Origin of the sequence: Pseudoalteromonas piscicida, from assembly GCF_002208135.1 — a bacterium.
Lineage (GTDB): Bacteria > Pseudomonadota > Gammaproteobacteria > Enterobacterales > Alteromonadaceae > Pseudoalteromonas > Pseudoalteromonas piscicida_A.
Genome location: NZ_CP021646.1, coordinates 56,287 through 77,912, shown reverse-complemented (window position 1 = coordinate 77,912; position 21,626 = coordinate 56,287). Strand labels below are relative to the sequence as shown.

Below are 21,626 nucleotides of genomic sequence, written 5' to 3'. Positions count from 1 at the left end.
CGGTTGCATTCGGTGCTTGAATAACGTACTAATATTGACTTCCAAAAAACGATAATAATGGAAGTGAAATATGTCATCACAGGACACAACAAGTGATACAGGCTTTTTTGGTCATCCAAAAGGCCTGCAAACTCTGTTTCTCACGGAAATGTGGGAACGAATGAGTTATTATGGCATGCGCGCCATGTTAGTACTTTTCATGACGGCTACCTTGCAGCAAGAAGGCCTTGGCTTTACCGTTGCCTCCGCCGCCGCAATATATGGCCTCTATACTGGCTCAGTGTATTTCTTAGGTTTACCAGGTGGTTGGATAGCGGACCGTTTATTGGGTGGCCAACGTGCGGTTTGGTACGGCGGCATTATCATCATGTGCGGCCACATCATTCTTGCCATCCCCAGTCAATTTTCCTTTTTTGTTGGCCTTATCTTTGTTGCCAGTGGTACCGGTTTATTAAAACCAAATATCAGTGCCATGGTTGGCCAGCTTTATACCGATGAAGATAACCGCCGTGACAGCGGCTACGCGATTTACTATATGGGGATCAACCTAGGGTCGGTGATCGGCTATGCGGTATGTGGTTACTTTATGGAAAACGTTGGCTGGCACTGGGCCTTTGGCGCAGCTGCTGTAGGCATGGCAATCGGTTTAGTAAACTATCGCCTTACAGACAAACACATCGCTACCGTTGGCAATGCGCCAACTAACCCAATGACGGGGAGTCAAGGTGCTAAAGCTTGGGGGGCGATTGCTTTAGTCATTGTAGCTGTTGCAGCAATAACGACAGCGGCATTTACAGGTATTTTTGTGATTAACCCTGTAGAGCTCGCAAAATATGTCGCGATTGCCTTTACCGTTACTTTCTTTTTGTATTACGGTTATATCTACTTTGGCGGTAATCTTGATGCCGATGAAAAACGCCGGATGTGGGCACTCTTTTTAGTGTGTGTTGCTTCCACTTGTTTTTGGTCTGGTTTCGAACAAGCTGGTTCTTCGCTTAACCTCTTTGCTCGTGATTATACGGACCGCTTAATAGGCAGCTTTAGTATTCCCACCGCTTGGTTCCAATCAGCCAACGCTTTCTTCATTATCGTGTTATCTCCTTTCTTTGCTGCGCTATGGATTAACTTGGCTAAGCGCATGATCACTCCAACCTATAGCGTGAAATGTGCGATTGGTCTGATCATCATGGCGAGCGGATTTATTGTGATGTTTTTCGCTTCCCAATATGCAGCTCAAGGCCTACAAGTAGCACCGATGTGGTTGATCACCACTTACTTTTTGCACACCGTGGGTGAACTTTGCTTAAGTCCTGTGGCGTTAAGCGCAGTAAGTAAGTTGTCACCCAAGCGTTTTGCTGGGCAAATGATGGGCGTTTTCGTACTCACTTACTCAATTGGTAATATCTTCTCGGGCCTGCTTGCGGGTAGCTTTGACCCTAATAATATCGAAGACTTACCCAATCTTTATCTGCAAATTGCACTATTTACGATCGGTATTGGTGTATTTGTTGGTGTACTTGGTCTGAAAACCAGGCACTGGGAAAAGCAATCTGAAAAGCCGCTAACAGAGCAAACGGCTTAAATAAATTAGAGGTGTAGGAGTGATGGCTCCTACATCTTTTCAAACTCAGCAGAAACAAGCTGACCATCGTAAGATTTGAAGTGACCGACCCAATCAGAGTTTACTACCTCAATAGTGCCATATAAATTTTCAGTAGAACCTATTTGAGACGCTCGACTTTCAGGATCAAGATAATTCACTCCATAGAATTGCCAAGGGGCAAGAGCATTCGATATCGCGGTCAACCCAGATAAATTTGCATTGCTTAACGACCAACTCTCTAACAGCTTAACTCCTGTCACTCGACCAAATTGGCTTTGCTCAATTAACTGATTACATCCGGTGTAAAATAGCGTTTTCTTATCAAGACCATACCATCGTATTAAGCCGCCCTGATGCTTCGCAATAAAGGATTCGATATCTTCTTGACCACTCCAGCATGCAGGAGTGATTGGTTTCGCAATCTCTGTTTTGCCTATGGTGAGGGATGATAGCTTGGTTTTTGGATCGGTCGTATATCTCCCCTCAACAAAAAACTTGATGTCAGGAAACTTTTCCTTAAGTTCGGAAACCGTCACCTCATCCAAGTCACGATTTGCAATTTGAGTATGTTGGTGACTTAGTGGTGTCGCAAGAGCAACATCATAAATATCAATTAGATTTGCAAGACTGATAGGAAGAAGATTGAATGCATATTGGTACCCCACGAGCCTATCATGTTCAAATAAAAACACATTATTGCGACCAATAAATGCAAACTTTTGATACGCATTAATTGGCCATTGAATCGTAAAACGGCCTACTTTCTCTTCCGCTTGTGAAAAAGAGTCTCCGAGCTTAATACCAAATACTCGGTCCCTAGTAACAGAAGTATCAAGTACCTCTGTTAGCTTTGGCTTGAGTCGACTTTTGTGCGGATCAATCGTTGTTTTATAAGTTATTGAATGGGTAGTTGGCTTGGATGAAAAAACAGCACCAGATATCAGCTCGGTGTTTTTTGCTGTGAGTACTTCAGTATAATGGCAAGATAAAACGGGCTGAGCTACAACTTTCCCGGATACAACAGCTCTTTTCGACCACCCATCAGCCGTTCTTTTAAATGAAGCATTTTTAATAATTATACCTTTTTCAAACGCTTTAGCTTCTTCAGATAATGCGTCAAATAGTGACAATCTAACATCGTCAAGCAGTACAGTGACAACATCTGATAGCTCGCCATTACTCGCCTCTTGTCCTCCCAACAAACGCATTGACTTTGAGCTTTGCTTGTATATTTCAATGGGCGCTTTACTTTCATCAGTGACACAATCACTATTTTTCGCAAATATTTGGGTCGCACTCACTTGCGCACTCACCGTCAACAAACCAGTTAGCAAAATATTTTTTTTCATTTTTTGTCCCTTTTTTAGCCTTATCCCAACCTTAGCGTAATCTGATACAAATCTGTAGTTTTTCTTCCGACTTTGCTACTGTACTGGCTCTTTTAAAAAAGGATGCTGTTTTCTATGTCTAAAGTCATGATCACTGGTGCAACGGGCTTATTGGGTCGCGCACTTTGCCAAGAGCTAAGTAGTACCCACGAGATTTTAGGATGTGGCTTTAGCCGAGCAGCCGCGCCACTTCACAAACTTGACTTGGCTGACCACAATTCGGTTTTAGATTTCTTAGATAATCATAGCCCAGAGGTACTTATTCACGCAGCAGCAGAGCGTAGACCAGAGCAATGTGAGCGAGACCAAGCGGCAACGCTTGCGCTCAATGTTGCAGCAACCGAGTTTTTAGCCCAAGCCTGCCGCGAAAGAGATATTCGGTTTTTCTTTATTAGTACTGACTATGTGTTTGATGGCACCTCAGCACCTTATGTTGAAACAGATATCACTAATCCTGTGAACTTCTACGGCCAAACCAAGCAAGCTGCGGAACGTGCAATACTGGCGGATAGCGCATTACACACCATAGTACGAGTGCCAGTATTATACGGCGAGGTAAAAGCGCTGGAAGAATCTGCGGTAACCGTTATTGCAAAACAGCTGTTAGCCGACTCCGCTTCAAGTCACGATCACTGGGCCATTCGCTACCCCACCCACGTCAATGATATTGCGCTAACGCTCAAAGATGTTATCGCACAGCCTAGCCTTGGTGGGATTATTCATATCAGTGGCAATCAAGCATTAACGAAGTATGAAATGGCGCTGGTCATGGCGCAGGCTTTGCAGCTACCGACGCAAGATCTCGTGCCGCTGAGCCAACCGAGTGACGATGCCACAAGACCACAAAATTGTGCCCTAAAAGACACAAGATTGATTAACATGGGGATCGCTCACCAACGCGATTTTGCAACCGCTGTGAGTGAAGTACTTGCTAAACACAGATAACGCTTAAAACAGGTTATTACGACCAAAGGGCACTTCCAGTGTATTGTCATTGGCTGATACTGGGTGCCCTACCATCTCGTCATAAGCGCTTTGATGCCTAATCACCATTTCCATGTAACTAATATCAAGCAGGCGTTTTTGAATTTGCAGCGGATTATGCGCTTTTAAAAACTCACCATTTTCTTCCGTAACATAATATTCCACGTTATTAATAAGCACGCTGACTTGATAAAGCGCTAAATCAATGGAATGCACTATTACCTTTTGCAGCGGTTGATGCTGTTTTAACTTTGAAAACGCAATGGCCATTGATATTCCCCCATGCATAGATCCAAACAGTCTGTTGCCCTACAATACGCGCTGTTATCTCTTTTTGATCATGTGGATGTCTATGTCCTATCCGATGCGTTTGGCTAAATATCTCAGCCACTGCGGTGTTTGCTCTAGGCGACAAGCGTCTCGCTTAATTGATACTGCAAGAGTGACCGTAAATGGTCGTTTGGCCAACCACATAGATCACATCAATTTGACCGATTGCATTATGGTCGATGGTGAATCGGTCGCACCGCCGCAAGCGAGAAGACTCTTTGTTTACCATAAACCTGTTGGTATAGACTGCAAAGTGAACCCCGATGATCCAGCAAGTATCTACCATGTACTACCAAAATCGTGTCGTGTGTATCCGATAGGTCGGCTAGACAAAGACAGTCGAGGCTTACTACTACTCACCAATGATGGAGCACTGTGTCAGCAGTTAATCCACCCAGACCATCATCAAGAGAAAGAATATGAGGTGCAAGTCGATAAGCCTCTGGACCCAGATTTTTGCCTTAAAATGGCAGCCGGCGTGCCCGTAAAGGGCCAAATAACCCTCCCCTGTACCGTTGAACAAATCGCACATGACCGCTTTAGAATAGTGTTACGACAAGGACTCAATCGCCAAATAAGAAGAATGGCACACTACTGTGGTTATCGGGTTATCGACTTATTCCGAGTGCGCATAGCAAACTTGGCATTGACACAGCTAAAGGTTGACTCTGCCGAAGTAAAAGAGATTTCAGCAGAGTTAATTCAGTTGACCTGAGTACAGAGTCACCCAAAAAAGGGACTACAATCCACATACCACGATAATGGCGATAGCAGAGCCGAGCCCTAGCGCCCATACAATGGAGCGCAGCACGTCAATGTTCGCCCAATACAGCACACAATATAATGCTCGAGCGACAATATGGCCAATGGCTAGCCATTCGACAAGAGAAGTATAGGTTTGAGTACCAAACGCAACGGCCAAAGCAACAGCAAACACGGCTAATGACTCAAAACAGTTTTGATGTGCAGCCAGTGCTCTTGCCCCCAGCCCAGTCAGTTTCTTTTGCTGTTCACGCGGGTGCTTGTTGTCATAGCCCCCTTCTTTGTTCATTGCCACTGCCACAGGAATTTTGGCAAAATAAGGTAGTAAGATGGCAAGAATTGCACAGATGATTAATATATCCACAAGATACTCCTTTAACCTTTTCATTACTAACGTTCAGTAAAACAGAATAGATCAAAAAAGAGAAGCCATAAGTCAGTATACACACTCAGACCTATGGCCAAACCTCGTAGCATCGACCTTAATCATATCGTGACATTGAAAATTGACCATGTGGCAAATTGTCGCAGTACGCCAATCACAAGAGAAAAGTCACCCAGCATCTTGAATACACATTGAATTATTTTCACTATCACGATAATTCATTTATTCAGACTCGCTCCGATCCGTTATGCTGATGCACATTCGAGCATTGTAGAGTCACCTCTCATGTGGATTTTGTTCACCTTACTAGCTGCTTTTTCTCAGGCTTGGCGAAATGCCTTTCAAAGCAAATTGAGTGAAAATGCCTCCACAGCCAGCGTCACCTTGGCGCGGTTTATATTAGCCAGCCCACTCGCGGGGTTATATCTTTGGAGCCTTTACCATATCGCTCCCGCAGAGCCACTCGTCATTAACGATGACTTTCTAGCCTATGTGCTAGGTGCCAGTATCATGCAGATCATCGCGACGGGGCTAATGGTGGTGCTGTTTAAGCAGAATAATTACGCCATAGGTGCTGGACTTGCGAAGAGTGAGGCACTCGTAGCGGCAATTTTGGGCGTACTCTTTTTTGGTTCACACTTAACTTTACTTGGTTGGTTTGGTGTCTTTATCGGCGCCATCGCCGTGTTGTTATTGAGTGGTTTTAGCCTGCGAGCCTTCAATGGTAAAACCGCACTTGTAGGACTCGCCTGCGGAACAAGCTTCGCGCTCACCTCACTTTGGGTTCGCGAAGCCAGTATCGCATCGGGTCTACCTTTTCCTCACAGTGCAGCATGGGTGTTACTGTTGGTGCTCGTTTGCCAAACTGTGATGTTGAGCATTTATATAATGATGCGAGAGCCACACTCTTGGCGCGTACTGTGGCAACGTCGAAAACTGACAGTAGCAATTAGTGTCAGCAGCTGTATCGGTTCTATAGGTTGGTTTAGCGCAATGAGCCTTGAGCATGTAGCCTACGTAAAAACACTCGGTCAAATCGAAGTGTTTTTCACTTTGCTTATCTCATTTTTATGGCTCAAAGCACCGGTAAAGAAGCGTGACTCAATGGGACTGTTACTTATCGCCGTCGCTGCTGTTTTGGTTATGCTAACTTAAGTACCACCACACCACTGATGATAAGTAAAACGCCCAAGTAGCGCATAAAACTACTTGGGTCACCGTAAAAAAAGATACCCACTAAGAATGTGCCTGCCGCACCAATACCCGTCCACACAGCATATGAGGTGCCCAGTGGAATTTGCTTTTGTGCTAGCCATAGCATCCATCCACTCAAAGCCATAAAACCAACGGCTATCACTATGCCTAACCAGCGCGTATCAGCTTGTTGGGCCATTTTCAGACCCACAGGCCAACCAATTTCAAACAGGCCAGCCATAATCAAATAAACCCACGCCATACTATTTTTGTTTCAGCTCCACAGAATACAAATCTTTCCTTCGGTCTCGTAAATTACGCACCGTTCCTTCACTATGCAATATTTTGAGTTTATCTAAGTCTAAGTCACTGAATAAAAGCATTTCCGTATTCGGTGTTGCTTCGTTAAGTGCGGCATCATGAGGAAAAGCAAAGTCTGACGGCGTCAACACCGCTGACTGCGCGTACTGCACATCTAGGCTTTCTACCTGAGGTAAGTTGCCAACACTGCCTGCAATAACGACGTAGCATTCGTTTTCAACCGCCCGCGCCTGCGCACAGTGTCTGACTCGTAAGTAACTGTTTTTTGTGTCAGTCCAAAATGGTACAAACAAAATATCCAACCCTTTTTCAGCCATAATCCGCGATAACTCTGGGAACTCCACGTCGTAGCATACTTGGATCCCTACCCGACCTGCATCCGTATCAAACACCTCAATTTTATCACCGCCCTTGATAACCCAGTCATAGTCTTCGTGAGGAGTAATATGAATTTTACGCTGTTCATCGACCTTGCCGGAGCGGTGGCACAAATAACTGACGTTGTAGAGCTTGTCGCCCTCAAGTAGCGGCATAGAGCCGGTAATAATATTGGCATTGTACTCAATCGCCATTTGCGACATGGCGGCTCTGAACTGCTCAGTATATGTCGCCAATGCACGGATAGCTTCGGTCTGATTTCTATAGCTGCCAAGCCCCATTAGTGGCGCGTTGAAGAATTCAGGGAACAGGATAAAGTCACTTTGGTAATCCGAGACCGTGTCCACAAAATACTCAACCTGCTTCATTAGCTCCTCTACCGATTCCACCCGGCGCATTTGCCACTGTACCGCCCCCACTCTGACGATGGTTTTCTTACTTTCTATCACGGTATCGGTAGGCTCGAAGAGAATGTTATTCCACTCAAGTAGGGTTGCATAGCCTTCGGAGTCCTGATCTTCCGGCAGATATTGTTTAAGCAGTCGCTTTACTTGGAAGTCGTTGGCAAGTTGGAAGCTTAGAATGGGGTCGTGTAATTCTTTATGATCGACTTTGTTTATATATTCCATTGGCGACATACTGCCACGGAATTGCTTATAAAGCGGGATACGACCACCCGCTAAAATTGCGCGCAAGTTGTACTGACGACAGAGCTCTTTGCGGGCATCATAAAGTCGACGACCAAGGCGTAGACCACGGTGACTTTTAGCTATTACTACATCAAGTCCGTACAGTGCATCGGCATTACTATCACTAAAAATTCGGCTATGCGCATCAACAATCTCTTCATAGGTATGCGGATTAGAAAAGGTTTGATAGTCAACTTGAACACTAAGTGCAATACCGACGAGACGGTCACCGTCTTTTACACCGATCTGTCCCTCAGGAAACTGGTCAATCAACCTAAATATCGTATGACTAGGCCACGCACCACCGAGATCAGGGTAAGCTTCGTCCATTAATGATTTGACCTGATCGTAGTCGGACTTTTCTAGGTTACATAGCGTGATCCGCGCTTTTTCTATAGACATATCAACTCCAAAGCTTATGTTATCTAACTATCTCTCACTCTACTACAGCGAACCTTGCTGAATGCTGAGCGAATAACCTGAGCTTAGGCCAAATAAACAGCAAATCAAAATAGAGCTTCTATACTTATTCTATTGTGAATACCACAAGAGCTTACGTTTGACTAAATACCACCCTTATAGCAAACCAGACCAAGTAGAAGCATTAAAATTTGCATTATTACGACGTGTGGCTGTGTATTGTATGTGGCTCCACACTGGGCTTATTGGTGTTTTCTGGCATTTAGAGGTGACCATACTTGCTTTGGTAAACGTAGGTAGCGTGCTGATGTGGTACGCTGGCATTAAACTCATTGATGCCAACAAGCCCTCTATTGCACTGCGGGTTTTCTGTCTTGAAGTCGCCATACATGCAACACTGGTATGTGCCTATTTAGGCATGTCACTCGGATTTCAATACTATCTCTGGACAGTGTCTTGCCTCATGCTGCTAGATTACCAACTCAGATTACGTAATGCCGTTATTTATTCCGTAGTGCTCATCACGCTATTCGCAGTCTTAGAATTATTGTTTGGTGATATTGCCTATCAATATCGCTATCAACAGTTAATTCCCTATGTACATTTTGCCAATGTGCTCATATGTGGCATTCCAATGATCTACACGATCAGCCACATACGCAAAATGACGGTGCAACAAAGGGACAAATTAGAGGAACTCGCTGCACACGACCCGCTCACACAAATGTTCAACCGGCGCTATGCGCGCGAGTTAATCACCCATGCTAAAGAAAACTGCATCTCCACTCACTCTCCTTTATGCTTGGTGATGGCGGATATTGACCACTTCAAAAAAATCAATGACACCTTTGGCCATGACAAAGGAGATCAAATTTTAAAATGCGTGGCCGAAACGATTAAATCACATATTCACCCTGCGGATATTGCCGTCCGTTGGGGCGGTGAAGAGTTTTTAATCGTGTTGGCACCTTGTTCTAGCGGAGAAGCAATGCAGCGTATGGAAAAGTTACGGCGAGCCATTGAAGTCACAAGCTTTGAAAACGAAATCCTTAAGGTCACTATGAGTTTTGGCGTTGCGAGTTGGGACCCCAGTCAATCTTTTGAAGTCGTCATTCAGCATGCAGATGCAGCGCTTTATGACAGTAAACATTCAGGACGCAACCGCATTACTGCAGCACCAATTTTGCGCGTATCGGAGGGAGTTAGCTAAACTCCCTCATAAGTCCACTATATCGGTTTTACTTAGACGAAATTGGCGTAATCACTATCTGGTGGGTTAATTCGCTAGGTAATAAGGGGGTATTTTCCCCTTTGACATAATCAGCAAAGCCAGACCGATAAAACGGTGATAGCGGATGTCCACTTTGTCCACCAGCAACCGTTAAAATCGCATTTTCTAAGTGACCGGGTTGTGCGATAAAGCGCTGTGACGCGCCGAAAGACTTACCTTGCACTGCGGGCATAAAAGTATCACCAAAGGCCTGTGCAGTCGGCATATCTAATAAACCACTCAGCATTGGTATTTGTTTTGAGAACGGATGCTGCACCTTGAGTGCATTAACATCCCCCCAACGCCAAGCTGCCATATTACTGCCATATCTTTCGCTAAGTTGCTGCTTGGCAAGCTTGTAAGCAGCCAGTTCTAACTCAAGCCAAGAATCATGTTCGCCTAACCAGCTATTTGGTTGCTCGGTTAAAAGCTGCCAAAGTCCAGGCTCAAGATAACGTTTAATCGGCTTCAGCGACAATTTTTGCGTGTTTAAGTGCTGCTCCAAGGGTGCGTAAAGTGTGTCGATCAGTGCATTGCGGTAGGCTTTCACTAAAGTGTAACCGACAGAATCGGCACAAGCACACGCCTGCCAGTCATTAAGGAGCGAAATATCATTTTCAAAAGATGCGGAATTTTGATTCTGCAATAAGGATACTAGGTGTTTGTGCCACGGCGCTAAAAACTTGGCGTGATTGTCCAATTGCAGCTGATAAAAATCCGCTTCCGTAAATTGTTGCTGACCCAAAAGTCCTTCTTGGATCTGCACGGCGCGTGCACCTAACGCATAGCCGCCGTCACCAAATCTTTGATTGTCTGCTATCGAAACCACTCGAGAGTTTGCCGTCCACAGTTTGCCGTTTTCAGGGTTTTGCACAACCGGGCGAACTTGTTCGTTGTTCTGCCACGCTTGCTCATATTCATCTGCTTTTAAAGCCGTGTCATGAGCCATTTTGCGTGCAGGAATAGCCCCCATCAGTGTCCAAGCGGCTGCCCCTTTGCTGTCTACCACCATCAAGTTTTGTACTGGGATCCCCACCTTTTTAGCATGTGCTGTTGCTTGCTGAACTTCGGTCAATCGCTCAAGTTGCACCAGCTCTAAGTTTACCGCATAGGATTGATGAGCAACCCAGCTCAGCGCTAGCTTTTTATCTCCAAGTTGTTTGACAGGACCGAATGCGCTCATTTCCAATTGATAAGTATGGCTTGCACCGTCTGGCAGTTTAATTTCTTCGGCGATGAACTGCGTCTTGGCGTCTGCGTCGAGCTCAATCCAATCGGCAGTATCTAAATAACCATTGGTGAACCCCCACGCTATACGATTATTACTCCCAACAACAATGGCAGGAGCGCCCGGTAACGACACCCCAGTTACCTGAATTGCACTGCCTTGTTCCTGATAATTAAGCTGGGCGCGATACCAAATCGACGGCACATTTAAGCCAAGGTGCATATCGTCGGATAGCATTGCCGCCCCGGTCTTCGTGAGCGCACCGGTTACCGCCCAATTATTACTGCCATAGAGCGGTACATCGGCAATATGTGATGGCTGAGCTTGCACGATTTGCTGCTGTAGTACAGGAATAGTGACCGGCGATGCCGTAAGTACACTGTTATCTAAAGCAGCCTGATATTGACTGGGCTGCAAGATAAAATCGAGCATACCTTGTCCATATTGCTGCTTAAGGGCAATTAGCGTTTCATCGCGTTCATAAGTACCCGCTTGCAAGTCTAGATACATGCTAAAAATAGCGAGTAAACTGTCTTCTGGTTGCCATGGTGCAGGAGTTGCACCTAGAAGCAGATATTCAAAACTGGTGAAACCAGATTGTACTCGCCCATCGTTCACCCCTTGTGTGTAACGCTCAAGGATTTGCCTATGCGCCTCTGGTAAGGACATCACGATAAGCTTTGCCCGTTTTCTGAATTGATGGAAACGCATGCTTTCATCAAGGTCAATTGCCGCCGCGCCAAATAACTCACTCAACTCACCTGCGGCATTGCGACGCAGCAAGTCCATTTGAAAGAAACGGTCCTGACCATGCGCAAAACCTAATCCATACGATGCATCGGCTCGGGTGTCAGCCGACACCACAGCTTGCCCCATGGCATCGCGCGCTACCGTTACTGTATTATCTATCTTCGATGTACTTCCTTTACCATCCAATGCGGGCAAACTCAACGCAAGCAAGCCATATATGCTCGCAGTTCCAAGCAATACCAATAACAGCAGAACGACAACTATTCGTTTAATCCAAGTAAACATGACCATCCTTCAACAATGTATCCAGCGCTAATTTATGCCTAGAACATATAGCATGTCATTGGCTAATAAACCAATATTCTCGACTTTGTCACAGTTATAAGACAATCAAGTTAAAGCATTTTATTTTGTTTAATTAGATTTCGATTTGCGAGGACTGAACTATAGTTAAATCATCGTCTTCAACACAGAAGCACCATGATCTCCGAACTATCGACATCACCGCTTAAGTTTCGCTTTGTGAAATATAGCTTCTGGCTTCTGCTCGTCGTGATTATCGCGGTGGCGTGGTATGTCGATCAAGTAAACTATCGCCGCTTAGTCGCGATAGAAAAGAGCCGCTCGACCGAAGAAGTGAATGTATACCGCACCAAGATAGAAGGTATTCTGGCAAAAAATGTACAACTTGTTAGAGGGCTAGGCATCGCCCTTTCCGGTCAATCAGAGCTATCTCAAGCTCGCTTCGAACAGCTCGCAAAACCCTTATTCGATAGTAGCCAAATCCTTCGCAATATCGGGGCGGCCCCAGATATGCAGCTCGATTATATTCACCCTTTGAAAGGCAATGAAAAAGCCATAGGCCTAGACTATCAAACCCATCCGACGCAAAAATACGGTGCATTACTCGCCAAAGAGAGTCGCGAAATCGTGATGGCGGGTCCGCTAGAGTTGCTTCAAGGAGGCACAGGCTTAATCGCAAGAGTTCCAGTCTACACTGACAAAGCTCACTTCTGGGGATTGCTCTCTGTCGTGCTCGATATGGATAGCCTGTATCAACAAGCAAACTTTACCGCATTAGAAAGTCAATATCTGATTGCGATTCAAGGTGTCGATGGCAAAGGCCGAGAAGGAGATTACTTTTATGGCAACAGCAATATCCACTCGCTTGCCCCCATCGCATTTAGTGTTAACGTGCCCTCCGGTGAATGGGAACTCTACGCAGTACCTCGCATTGGCTGGCAACCAGCGGCAACCGCGGTATGGCCTTTTCGCTTGGCTATCATCGCGCTGATTATCATCTTTATTGCCGCATTTATCTTTATCACTCGACTGCTATCGCAACTTCAACGCAATGCCTTATCACTTACTAATATGGGCATACTCGCAGAAGTTGGTGCATGGGAGATTGACGTCAATACGCGCGATATTATTTGGTCGGACGTCACCCGCAGCATTTTTTGCGTGCCAAGACAATTTCAGCCCACTTGGATGAATACTACTGAGTTTTTCAAAGCAGGTTTGCACAGAAAGCGCTTGCAAGACCGTGTTGATGACCTGATAAAAACAGGCAATGAGTTCGAAGAAGAGTTTATCATCCAAACCCAAAATATGGATGACTTATGGGTGCTAGTGAAAGCACGCGCTGTTCGCCGCGGCAAACGCACTACTCACATTTTTGGTTCCATTCAAAATATTCATAAACGCAAAATCATGGAGATGGAACATGATAAATTCGCCAAAAATAATGAGCTCCTAGCCTATTTGAGCTCTCACGAAGCCATCCTAAATAACCATCTTAATAAGGCACTCACACTCTGTGCAGATACCTGCAAAAAAGGAGTGGAGGTTAATAAAGTGAGCATTTGGCAATTTAATGAGGATAAAAACCAGCTGATCCCAGTGTGTTTTTCAAATGCAGCAATGGATAACTTAATACACTTTCCCCCTTGGCGAAAAGCAATGGCGCCAGCGTTTTTCAATGGGATTGAGAGTGACCAAATAATTGCAGCAGAGCAAGCAGAAAACCACCCTGCAACGATGGCCCTCACCACAACTTACCTTGAACCTTTTGAAATTAAGGCGATGCTTTGCTGCCCTATCAGTCATAAAAATCAACCCTTAGGCGTTCTTTGTGCAGAGTACGACGTCGTGAGTCCAGCTTGGGGTCAAAGCGATATCCGTTTAATGAAGTCTATCGCCGCCATGTTGGGGAGCCTTTTTATCAATAAAGCCCATCAAAAAGCGAAAAACCAAGCCATCATTGATAAAGACTTAGCAGAACAATCCGCCAAAATGAAAGCCGAATTTTTGGCCAGTATGAGTCATGAGATACGCACCCCACTCAATGGTGTAATGGGTATGGTTGAGCTCGTCATGCACTCACAACTCACCACAACTCAGCAACATCAACTGTCACTAGCACATAGTTCAGCGAAGTCATTACTAACCATCATTAACGACATTCTCGACTTTTCCAAAATTGAGGCTGGTAAGCTAACGATAGAATTTGTCGAGTTCGATCTTATCGAAATGCTAAGTAATATGTTGTCAGGCTTTGTACGTGCTGCAGATGCCAACAATAACCAACTACATATCGATTTATCAGGCATGAAAGTCCATACCGCGCAAACTGACCCCAATCGCCTCAAACAAATCCTTAATAATTTGTTGAGCAATGCGATTAAATTCACCCATGATGGTTCAGTGACATTAAGTTGTCATACCGAACAAACAGGGGATCAAACTCGGTTATGGTGCAGTGTAGAAGATACTGGCATTGGTATTTCAAAGGAAAAACTCAATAAAGTTTTTGATTCATTTACCCAAGCAGATTTATCAACCACTAGACAATACGGCGGCACAGGGCTTGGTCTCACCATTGCAAAGCAATTGTCTCAACTGCTCGGTGGTGACCTACAAGCATTTAGTAAAGAACAGGTGGGCAGCACGTTTTCATGTAATGTGCTACTGACAGCAGCTCAACCCATTACCATGCACGAAAAGTCTGATAATTCAACGCTATATGTATTTACCGATAGCAATGCAAACTACAGTAAACTACTGAAGCCTTGGCATATCACGTGCTTACACGTACAGCAACTTGATATGCTCATGACACAACTGCAACAACCATCCTCACATCTTGCTGTTATTTTGGATGCCAAGTTACTCAATGCCGCGCCGCGAAAAAAGCAACAAGCACTCAAAACACAGCTAACACAACAACAGATTGTTCATGCGGTTGCCGTTGAAGAGCAAAGTAGCGAAACGCTCTCGCTATTTTCCTCTTGTGAGCGGGTCTACTATCCCATTACCCCATACGCAGCACTGCATGTATTCAATTCCGACTACCAAGATCCAAACAAGCCGAAACCAGTCAAAACCGACTCACCTATCAGTTCTGAGCTCCTGTCAGAATGCTCAATCTTATTGGTGGAGGATAATCGGATAAACCAAACTGTTGCGATGACTATGCTAGAACGCTTAGGCGCAGAAGTGGTCTGCCAAGAAAATGGAGAGTTAGCACTTGCACACTTGCAATCATCTAGAAAACCTTACGATGTAATTCTAATGGACTGCCAGATGCCGGTAATGGATGGTTATCAGGCAGCACAGCAAATCCGCCAAGGTGTTGCCGGAAAAACTCATCAGGATAGCGTGATCGTTGCACTCACCGCCAACGCGATGCAAGGTGATCGAGAGAAATGCCTAGCTGCTGGTATGGATGACTACCTCACTAAACCCATTGACTTTGATGAGCTAAAAGCCAAACTTCTGCAAATAAAACCACAGCAAACAACTCAGGCACCTTCGCCTACGGTCCAACAAAGTTAGCTTACGCACTTTGCTGCACCACGTATTGGTATTATATTGCTACTATCAAGACGGTGTTATTCACCTCATCAGCAACAACAAAAATAAGGAAAGTGATGCAATTAGATACTCAAGAGCAACGTGTACTGGGTAGCTTAATCGAAAAGCAAGTCACCACCCCAGAACAATATCCGATGTCACTCAACGGCCTCACGAATGCGTGCAATCAAAAGTCGAATCGCGAGCCGGTGATGGAACTCTCGCAAAATGACGTGCTAGACACACTGACTCGCCTACAAGAAAAACGCTTAATTACCTGCGACGAAGGGCTGTCTGGTCGCGTCGACAAGTATAGCCAACGCTTTTGTAACAGTGATTTTGGCCAGCTTAAAGTCAACGCAAAACAAAAAGCGATTATCTGCTTGTTGTTACTGCGTGGACCACAAACCCCAGGCGAACTGCGCACCCGCAGCAACCGTCTCGCAGAATTTAGCTCCGTACAGGACGTTGAATCGACATTAAGTGCGATGCAAGAACATGATTATGTGGTTAAGCTTGCCAGAGAGCCAGGAAAGCGAGAAAGTCGATATCAACACTTGTTTGGCGATCAAGTAGTTGAACCAGCAGCAACGTCGCCAGAGCCGTTGACCTGCACACAAAATGACAGCGAAATCGAAAGCTTGATTGCTGAGGTCGAACAATTAAAGCAAGAACTCGCCACCATCAAAGCACATTTAGGGCTTTAAAAAGCGCGCCAGCACCAACATAATAGAAGTTTATCGCCCCGATAGTATTGAGGAACCTGTATGCGTGAAGCAATCATGGCCGAAATGAAAGTTCAGCCAATTATTGACCCAGAATTTGAAGTCAAACGACGTGTCTCATTTTTAAAAGCACGATTACAAGCCTCTGGCTGCTTCACCCTTGTGCTTGGCATAAGCGGAGGGGTTGATTCGTCAACCTGTGGACGCCTTTGCCAGCTGGCTATTGATGAACTCAATGCTGAGCATGGTACTGGGGCTTATAAATTTATTGCCATGCGCTTACCGTATGGTGTTCAAGCTGATGAAGATGAAGCGCAACTTGCACTCGAGTTTATCCAACCAAGTCAGCGCTTAACAGTCAATATCAAACCTGCGGCCGATGCCATGCACGAGCAAGCGCTTGCATCAATGGCAGGTGGCAACATTCCATTGCCATCACAAGCCAGCGTGGATTTTATTAAAGGAAACGTAAAAGCACGCCAGCGCATGGTAGCGCAGTACGAAATTGCGGGCCTGACTCGCGGCTTAGTGGTCGGCACTGATCACAGCGCTGAAAACATTACAGGCTTTTACACTAAGTTTGGTGACGGCGCCTGTGACTTGGCGCCCTTGTTTGGCTTGTCAAAACGCCAAGTTCGCGCACTGGCTGCTTTTCTCGGAGCGCCAGCTGGATTGGTACATAAAGTGCCAACGGCAGATCTCGAATGCGACCGCCCAGGCCTTTCCGACGAAGAAGCGCTGGGACTTAGTTATGACAATATAGATGACTTCCTTGAAGGTAAGCCCGTTAGCAGTGAAGTGAGTGAAAAGCTTATTGCTATCTATCAGCGCACTCAACACAAGCGTCAACCAATTCCTACGGTGTACGACGAACAATAGTATTGCTGGCAGGAGATAACTAATTATTCGCCCTGCCACCCCTAATATATCAATTCACAAGGTGATTAACTTATGAGCCCTGCAGCTGCACCTATTTTAATTACTGGTGGCGCACAGCGCATTGGACTTGCTTTGGTGAAACACTTTCTCGCTAAACAGCAAGCCGTCATATTGACGTATCGCACCAAACACCAAGTTATCAATGAACTAGCATCGCAAGGTGCTATTTGTATCAAGGCAGATTTTGACGAGCCAGAAGCAATCACGCAGCTTAACGACCAAATTCGTGCCCATACCGGCGCGCTCAGCGCCATCATCCACAATGCATCGAGCTGGGATTGTGAAGCCAACAATCCTGATTTTTCAGCATTATTCGACAATATGATGCGGATCCACGCTAAAGTCCCTTATTTGCTCAATCATACCTTGAGCGACTTATTGACAGCAAACGATGATGTAAGTGATGTGATCCATATTACTGACTATGTAGTAGAAAAAGGCAGTCCAAAACACATTGCCTATGCCGCGAGTAAAGCAGCATTGGATAACCTAACTCGGTCATTTGCCGCTAAGTTTGCACCTGACATCAAAGTGAATAGCATTGCACCTTCGCTTATCATCTTTAATCAAGACGATAGTGATGAGTACAAGGCAAAAACCTTGAAAAAGTCTATTATGGGAATTGAGCCTGGTAGCAAAGAAGTTATCAATAGTGTCGACATGATACTCTCCAGCAACTATATGACAGGACGCACGGTACAAATCGACGGTGGCCGCCATTTGAGGTAACGCATTATGCAAGACAAATTACAACAAAGTTATAAAACAATTATTGAAGCAGTGGGCGAAGATGCAGACCGCGAAGGATTACTAGACACACCAAAGCGCGCAGCGAAAGCGATGGAATATCTGACTCAGGGTTACCGTCAAACACTGGATGAAATCACCAACAACGCGGTATTCAGCTCGGATGCCGATGATATGGTGCTGGTCCAAGATATAGAGTTGTACTCTATGTGTGAGCATCACCTTCTACCTTTCGTTGGCCGTTGTCACATCGCTTATATACCTAACGGTAAAGTGCTTGGCTTGTCTAAATTTGCCCGCATTGTTGATATGTTTGCCCGACGTTTTCAAATCCAAGAACAGCTAACTCATCAAATCGCCAAGGCCGTTGAGGAAGTCACCGGCGCAAAAGGCGTTGGCGTGATCGTTGAAGCCAAACATATGTGTATGATGATGCGTGGGGTTGAAAAACAAAATTCTAGCATGCGAACGTCTGTCATGCTTGGTAACTTCAGAAGCGACCCCAAAACCCGCAACGAATTTTTACAGTTAGTGAAAGGATAAGCACGCTATGTCGAATGCCATTATTAAGGTGACGAATTTAAGGCTACGTACCTTTATTGGTTTTAATCCCGAGGAGCGGGAAAAAAAGCAAGATGTGGTGATCAATATTGAAATTCACTACCCAGCGGATACGGCATGTTTAGATCATGATAACGTGGCTCACGCGCTTAACTACAAAACGGTGACCAAAGCTGTCATCACACTGGTAGAAGAAGGGCATTTTTTGTTACTTGAGAAATTAGTGGCAGACATACTCACTGAATGTCATCAACATCAAGACGTGACGTACGCGAAAGTCACCGTAGATAAACCACACGCTTTACGGTTTGCTGACTCAGTATCACTCACACTTGATTGGTACAGGAACTAAGCGATCTGACTTCGATATTCTCTTCCTTGCCTTCTGGTGTTAAGAAATCACCTGTAGGGCAAGGTAAATCACCAGTGCATAACGGGCGCCTTTACCGAGCGCGACTAACACAAAAAACCACCCAAAAGAGGTTCGTAAAGACCCCGCTACCACAGTCAAAGGATCTCCGACTATGGGCAGCCAAGCAAATAGCAATGAAAACTTGCCGTAACGATTAAACAACCCGCAAGCCTTGTCGTATTGCCGTTGAGAAACCGGAAACCAGCGCTTATCCCGCCATTTAGCGATAAACCAACCAAGATAATAGTTCACACAGCTACCAAGTAAATTACCCGTTGTCGCAGCCAGCCATAACCAAACTAATTCGCCTTGTTGTTTCACAACGAGCCCACTCAATGCCAGCTCCGACGACGCAGGTAATAAGGTTGCGGCAATAAAAGCAAGCCCAAATAAAGAAAGGTAAATCATATCAACGGCTATAAGAAATTGGACTTTAAGAAATCACCTAAGTCGGGCAATATACTGAAATATGCGCAAGACTTCAAAAACACTGACATGGAAACAAGGGATAGGCATGAAAACAACAATAAAAATGTTACTACTTAGTACCATACTCGCTACCGGATTAAGTGGCTGCAAAGCCTCTAACGAAGCGCAACCAAAAACAGAAGATGGCTATGAGACCTATATCCATGCTGGCGACACCTTCAAGCACTTGCAATTTACGGATATCAAAAACCAAGCCCTTAGGTTCGATGCTAAACACAAAAAACTCGTGATTTTATTCGCGACTTGGTGCTCTGATTCACAACGTTTGTTGAGTGAACTAAAACAATCTGAATTATTAACCCGAGCCGATTTAACCATCGTTGCCATTGGCCGAGAAGAAACGAACACTACGCTTGAGCAATTCAACGAAACCATGCAATTGCCCGTCCATTTTGTTGCCGACCCTAATCGAGATATTTACAACACCTATGCCAACAAAGGCATTCCACGAGTCATATTGCTTGATGAACACAATCAAGTGATGCAAACCCTCATCGGTGAGCAACCCAACACCTTATCAAAACTAAACTGGAATTAACGAGGTAACTATATGAATCCAGAAGTCGTTAGCATTCTCACGATGGCCAAAGTTATCCAGACCGCCGTTGCTCCTGTATTTTTAATTACGGGTATTGCTGCGACCTTAGGAGTACTATCAAATCGCTTAGCACGGATCACAGATAGGGCTCGCTTACTTGATAGAAAGATCAATACCACGCAAGATGAAGAGCTCAAAATGCACTTTAGCCGCGAAATGCGCGCGCTGTTAAAACGGTCTCGCTTTATTCACGTTGCATTTAGCATGAGTGTACTCAGTGCGTTGCTTGTGTGTGCAGTGGTTATGCTGCTGTTCATGTCACACTTGTACAGTATGCCATTGGGCATTACTTTATCGTCTTGTTTTATCGCCGCTATGGTGCTGCTTATTGGCGCGTTTGTCTCGTTACTTGGAGAAATCTTTCTAGCCACCCGCAGTATGCGCAGGGGCATGATATTCAAAGACATCGAGAGCTGATTATTTGAAACTAGTTTCCTCCATCACAGGGAACTTATCGCAATTGTTTGATTATATTTGTAATTTACATTGAAAATAGGGAAAAATATTAGGGGTTTACTATGAAGAAACTACTTACCGTCACACTATTTAGCTGCCTTGCAGCGACAGCACAAGCTAACACGATGTTTGAATCGGCTGAAGATGCGATTGAATACCGCCAAGCGTCTTTCCAATTGATCCGTTTCCAGATTGGCAATATGGGCGACATGCTAAAAGGCAAAGTGCCATTTGATGCAGAAGTATTTAAGCAACGTGCTCACAATGCTGCGCAATTATCGCAAATGCCTTGGGAAGCATTTATCGACGGTTCTGACAAAGGCAATACTGATGCCCTACCAGCCGTTTGGTCAAACAGAGCTGAGTTCGATGGTAAAGCCAAGCAATTTGCCGAGTATGCTCAAGCACTGGCTGTTGCAGCTGACTCTGGCGACAAAAAGCTGATTGCTTCTGCATTTAAAGATTGGGCAAAAGGCTGTAAAGACTGCCATAAATCTTTCAAAGATTAATACCAATCGTATAAAAACAAAACAGCCGCATATTTGCGGCTGCTTACTATCTGAATATCTCGTCACTTGCTTGGCTATCACCAACGAGACAGTAACTAGTAGCTCAGACATCACACCCAACAACTCACTGCCCTGCTTTATCACACAGCCAAATTGAGTTACTGTCGGTGCTAGACTCGTAGATGACGCCTAGTGATCAATCATCAATGTAGTCGAAATCATCATCGCCTAGATTTCTACGTAGGCGTTTTTGCTCTAAGTAGTCGTCTAGCTTTCTTTTGACTTTACGTTTTTGCTTGTCATGTTGGTTACGACCCAACTTTTCAAATTCATCGTCTGCAAAATCATCATCAAGCGCATCGTAAGAGAATGTCTTACCCACAACTAACTCCAAAATTAAATAGTCATTAATAAAATGAGAGCCGTCTCTCAAGATCACTATTTAGCGCTAAATTGTCATTCTGAAAAGTGAGAGTTTCTTATCCTTACAATAAAAATTTTTTATTGCCTAATTCATTTTGACAAAAACAACTATATTTTAGTCAATTCCATCACTTTTATAGCACATTAAATTTCAATGCAAAAACATAACACATTGATTTTAATGTTATTCATATTTGGCATTGTTCTTGT

The 21,626-nt window shown here is 44.8% G+C and carries 22 protein-coding genes; 14 read left to right on the top strand and 8 right to left on the bottom strand.

Annotated features, from left to right (window positions below; all coding sequences use genetic code 11):
* Nucleotides 1-70: 70 nt before the first annotated feature.
* Nucleotides 71-1,582: a peptide MFS transporter gene (locus tag B1L02_RS00385; RefSeq protein ID WP_088529501.1), complete on the top strand. Its 1,512-nt coding sequence runs from the start codon at nt 71-73 to the stop codon at nt 1,580-1,582.
* A 29-nt stretch (nt 1,583-1,611) separates the two neighbouring features.
* On the opposite strand, the gene B1L02_RS00380 is transcribed toward B1L02_RS00385, so the two are convergent.
* Nucleotides 1,612-2,952: a hypothetical protein gene (locus B1L02_RS00380; RefSeq protein WP_088529500.1), complete on the bottom strand. Its 1,341-nt coding sequence runs from the start codon at nt 2,950-2,952 to the stop codon at nt 1,612-1,614.
* Nucleotides 2,953-3,066: 114 nt separating this feature from the next.
* On the opposite strand from B1L02_RS00380, the gene B1L02_RS00375 reads away from it, so the two are divergent.
* Nucleotides 3,067-3,936, top strand: a complete 870-nt coding sequence (locus tag B1L02_RS00375; RefSeq protein WP_088529499.1) for a dTDP-4-dehydrorhamnose reductase family protein — start codon at nt 3,067-3,069, stop codon at nt 3,934-3,936.
* Nucleotides 3,937-3,939: 3 nt separating this feature from the next.
* Here B1L02_RS00375 and B1L02_RS00370 read toward each other — a convergent pair whose 3' ends face one another.
* Nucleotides 3,940-4,245 (bottom strand): DUF6482 family protein, encoded by a 306-nt coding sequence (locus B1L02_RS00370; protein WP_045964690.1) that lies wholly within the window; start codon nt 4,243-4,245, stop codon nt 3,940-3,942.
* A gap of 82 nt (nt 4,246-4,327) precedes the next feature.
* On the opposite strand from B1L02_RS00370, the gene B1L02_RS00365 reads away from it, so the two are divergent.
* Entirely contained in the window at nt 4,328-5,020 is a 693-nt protein-coding gene (locus tag B1L02_RS00365; protein ID WP_088529498.1) for a pseudouridine synthase, read from the top strand.
* A gap of 24 nt (nt 5,021-5,044) precedes the next feature.
* Here the strand turns inward: B1L02_RS00365 and B1L02_RS00360 are convergent, their stop codons facing one another.
* Nucleotides 5,045-5,431, bottom strand: a complete 387-nt coding sequence (locus tag B1L02_RS00360; protein WP_088529497.1) for an MAPEG family protein — start codon at nt 5,429-5,431, stop codon at nt 5,045-5,047.
* A gap of 306 nt (nt 5,432-5,737) precedes the next feature.
* Here B1L02_RS00360 and B1L02_RS00355 point away from each other — a divergent pair, with 306 nt between their 5' ends.
* On the top strand, nt 5,738-6,607 hold the full coding sequence (locus B1L02_RS00355; protein WP_088529496.1) for a DMT family transporter: 870 nt from the start codon (nt 5,738-5,740) through the stop codon (nt 6,605-6,607).
* Here B1L02_RS00355 and B1L02_RS00350 read toward each other — a convergent pair.
* Together B1L02_RS00350 and B1L02_RS00345 are read right to left on the bottom strand one after the other, a co-directional pair.
* Nucleotides 6,594-6,908 carry a DMT family transporter gene (locus B1L02_RS00350; protein ID WP_010604216.1) on the bottom strand — a complete coding sequence of 105 codons (315 nt, stop codon included), beginning with the start codon at nt 6,906-6,908 and terminating at the stop codon, nt 6,594-6,596. The two genes, B1L02_RS00355 and B1L02_RS00350, sit on opposite strands and share 14 nt — an antisense overlap.
* Nucleotide 6,909: 1 nt before the next feature.
* Nucleotides 6,910-8,436: a bifunctional GNAT family N-acetyltransferase/carbon-nitrogen hydrolase family protein gene (locus tag B1L02_RS00345; protein ID WP_088529495.1), complete on the bottom strand. Its 1,527-nt coding sequence runs from the start codon at nt 8,434-8,436 to the stop codon at nt 6,910-6,912.
* Nucleotides 8,437-8,593: 157 nt separating this feature from the next.
* Here B1L02_RS00345 and B1L02_RS00340 point away from each other — a divergent pair, with 157 nt between their 5' ends.
* Entirely contained in the window at nt 8,594-9,664 is a 1,071-nt protein-coding gene (locus tag B1L02_RS00340; protein WP_088529494.1) for a GGDEF domain-containing protein, read from the top strand.
* Nucleotides 9,665-9,692: 28 nt separating this feature from the next.
* Here the strand turns inward: B1L02_RS00340 and B1L02_RS00335 are convergent, their stop codons facing one another.
* Nucleotides 9,693-11,987: a penicillin acylase family protein gene (locus B1L02_RS00335; RefSeq protein ID WP_088529493.1), complete on the bottom strand. Its 2,295-nt coding sequence runs from the start codon at nt 11,985-11,987 to the stop codon at nt 9,693-9,695.
* A gap of 195 nt (nt 11,988-12,182) precedes the next feature.
* Here B1L02_RS00335 and B1L02_RS00330 point away from each other — a divergent pair, with 195 nt between their 5' ends.
* The 6 genes from B1L02_RS00330 to folX all read left to right on the top strand — a co-directional run bounded on the left by B1L02_RS00330 (nt 12,183) and on the right by folX (nt 18,881).
* Entirely contained in the window at nt 12,183-15,539 is a 3,357-nt protein-coding gene (locus B1L02_RS00330) for an ATP-binding protein (protein WP_088529492.1), read from the top strand.
* 95 nt (nt 15,540-15,634) lie between these two features.
* Nucleotides 15,635-16,264: a YceH family protein gene (locus B1L02_RS00325; RefSeq protein ID WP_088529491.1), complete on the top strand. Its 630-nt coding sequence runs from the start codon at nt 15,635-15,637 to the stop codon at nt 16,262-16,264.
* A 60-nt stretch (nt 16,265-16,324) separates the two neighbouring features.
* A complete protein-coding gene (nadE, locus tag B1L02_RS00320) occupies nt 16,325-17,161 on the top strand; it encodes an ammonia-dependent NAD(+) synthetase (RefSeq protein ID WP_088529490.1) in 837 nt (278 codons plus the stop codon).
* 72 nt (nt 17,162-17,233) lie between these two features.
* Nucleotides 17,234-17,950: a dihydromonapterin reductase gene (folM, locus tag B1L02_RS00315; protein WP_088529489.1), complete on the top strand. Its 717-nt coding sequence runs from the start codon at nt 17,234-17,236 to the stop codon at nt 17,948-17,950.
* Between the two features lie 6 nt (nt 17,951-17,956).
* Entirely contained in the window at nt 17,957-18,511 is a 555-nt protein-coding gene (gene folE, locus B1L02_RS00310; RefSeq protein ID WP_010378105.1) for a GTP cyclohydrolase I FolE, read from the top strand.
* Nucleotides 18,512-18,518: 7 nt separating this feature from the next.
* A complete protein-coding gene (gene folX / locus B1L02_RS00305) occupies nt 18,519-18,881 on the top strand; it encodes a dihydroneopterin triphosphate 2'-epimerase (RefSeq protein WP_088529488.1) in 363 nt (120 codons plus the stop codon).
* 39 nt (nt 18,882-18,920) lie between these two features.
* On the opposite strand, the gene B1L02_RS00300 is transcribed toward folX, so the two are convergent.
* Nucleotides 18,921-19,349, bottom strand: a complete 429-nt coding sequence (locus B1L02_RS00300) for a YqaA family protein (RefSeq protein WP_088529487.1) — start codon at nt 19,347-19,349, stop codon at nt 18,921-18,923.
* A gap of 106 nt (nt 19,350-19,455) precedes the next feature.
* On the opposite strand from B1L02_RS00300, the gene B1L02_RS00295 reads away from it, so the two are divergent.
* The 3 genes from B1L02_RS00295 to B1L02_RS00285 all read left to right on the top strand — a co-directional run bounded on the left by B1L02_RS00295 (nt 19,456) and on the right by B1L02_RS00285 (nt 20,993).
* Entirely contained in the window at nt 19,456-19,968 is a 513-nt protein-coding gene (locus tag B1L02_RS00295) for a TlpA family protein disulfide reductase (protein ID WP_088529486.1), read from the top strand.
* 12 nt (nt 19,969-19,980) lie between these two features.
* A complete protein-coding gene (locus tag B1L02_RS00290) occupies nt 19,981-20,445 on the top strand; it encodes a DUF2721 domain-containing protein (protein WP_017219384.1) in 465 nt (154 codons plus the stop codon).
* A 101-nt stretch (nt 20,446-20,546) separates the two neighbouring features.
* On the top strand, nt 20,547-20,993 hold the full coding sequence (locus B1L02_RS00285; protein ID WP_010378096.1) for a c-type cytochrome: 447 nt from the start codon (nt 20,547-20,549) through the stop codon (nt 20,991-20,993).
* Nucleotides 20,994-21,189: 196 nt separating this feature from the next.
* On the opposite strand, the gene B1L02_RS00280 is transcribed toward B1L02_RS00285, so the two are convergent.
* Nucleotides 21,190-21,375, bottom strand: a complete 186-nt coding sequence (locus B1L02_RS00280) for a PA3496 family putative envelope integrity protein (RefSeq protein WP_010604204.1) — start codon at nt 21,373-21,375, stop codon at nt 21,190-21,192.
* Nucleotides 21,376-21,626: the final 251 nt, after the last annotated feature.

Coding starts and splice junctions, on each gene's coding strand:
- B1L02_RS00385 (WP_088529501.1), top strand. CDS start 71: ATGTCATCACAGGACACAACAAGTGATACAGGCTTTTTTGGTCATCCA.
- B1L02_RS00380 (WP_088529500.1), bottom strand. CDS start 2,952: ATGAAAAAAAATATTTTGCTAACTGGTTTGTTGACGGTGAGTGCGCAA.
- B1L02_RS00375 (WP_088529499.1), top strand. CDS start 3,067: ATGTCTAAAGTCATGATCACTGGTGCAACGGGCTTATTGGGTCGCGCA.
- B1L02_RS00370 (WP_045964690.1), bottom strand. CDS start 4,245: ATGGCCATTGCGTTTTCAAAGTTAAAACAGCATCAACCGCTGCAAAAG.
- B1L02_RS00365 (WP_088529498.1), top strand. CDS start 4,328: ATGTCCTATCCGATGCGTTTGGCTAAATATCTCAGCCACTGCGGTGTT.
- B1L02_RS00355 (WP_088529496.1), top strand. CDS start 5,738: ATGTGGATTTTGTTCACCTTACTAGCTGCTTTTTCTCAGGCTTGGCGA.
- B1L02_RS00350 (WP_010604216.1), bottom strand. CDS start 6,908: ATGGCGTGGGTTTATTTGATTATGGCTGGCCTGTTTGAAATTGGTTGG.
- B1L02_RS00345 (WP_088529495.1), bottom strand. CDS start 8,436: ATGTCTATAGAAAAAGCGCGGATCACGCTATGTAACCTAGAAAAGTCC.
- B1L02_RS00335 (WP_088529493.1), bottom strand. CDS start 11,987: ATGTTTACTTGGATTAAACGAATAGTTGTCGTTCTGCTGTTATTGGTA.
- B1L02_RS00330 (WP_088529492.1), top strand. CDS start 12,183: ATGATCTCCGAACTATCGACATCACCGCTTAAGTTTCGCTTTGTGAAA.
- B1L02_RS00325 (WP_088529491.1), top strand. CDS start 15,635: ATGCAATTAGATACTCAAGAGCAACGTGTACTGGGTAGCTTAATCGAA.
- nadE (WP_088529490.1), top strand. CDS start 16,325: ATGCGTGAAGCAATCATGGCCGAAATGAAAGTTCAGCCAATTATTGAC.
- folM (WP_088529489.1), top strand. CDS start 17,234: ATGAGCCCTGCAGCTGCACCTATTTTAATTACTGGTGGCGCACAGCGC.
- folE (WP_010378105.1), top strand. CDS start 17,957: ATGCAAGACAAATTACAACAAAGTTATAAAACAATTATTGAAGCAGTG.
- folX (WP_088529488.1), top strand. CDS start 18,519: ATGTCGAATGCCATTATTAAGGTGACGAATTTAAGGCTACGTACCTTT.
- B1L02_RS00300 (WP_088529487.1), bottom strand. CDS start 19,349: ATGATTTACCTTTCTTTATTTGGGCTTGCTTTTATTGCCGCAACCTTA.
- B1L02_RS00295 (WP_088529486.1), top strand. CDS start 19,456: ATGAAAACAACAATAAAAATGTTACTACTTAGTACCATACTCGCTACC.
- B1L02_RS00290 (WP_017219384.1), top strand. CDS start 19,981: ATGAATCCAGAAGTCGTTAGCATTCTCACGATGGCCAAAGTTATCCAG.
- B1L02_RS00285 (WP_010378096.1), top strand. CDS start 20,547: ATGAAGAAACTACTTACCGTCACACTATTTAGCTGCCTTGCAGCGACA.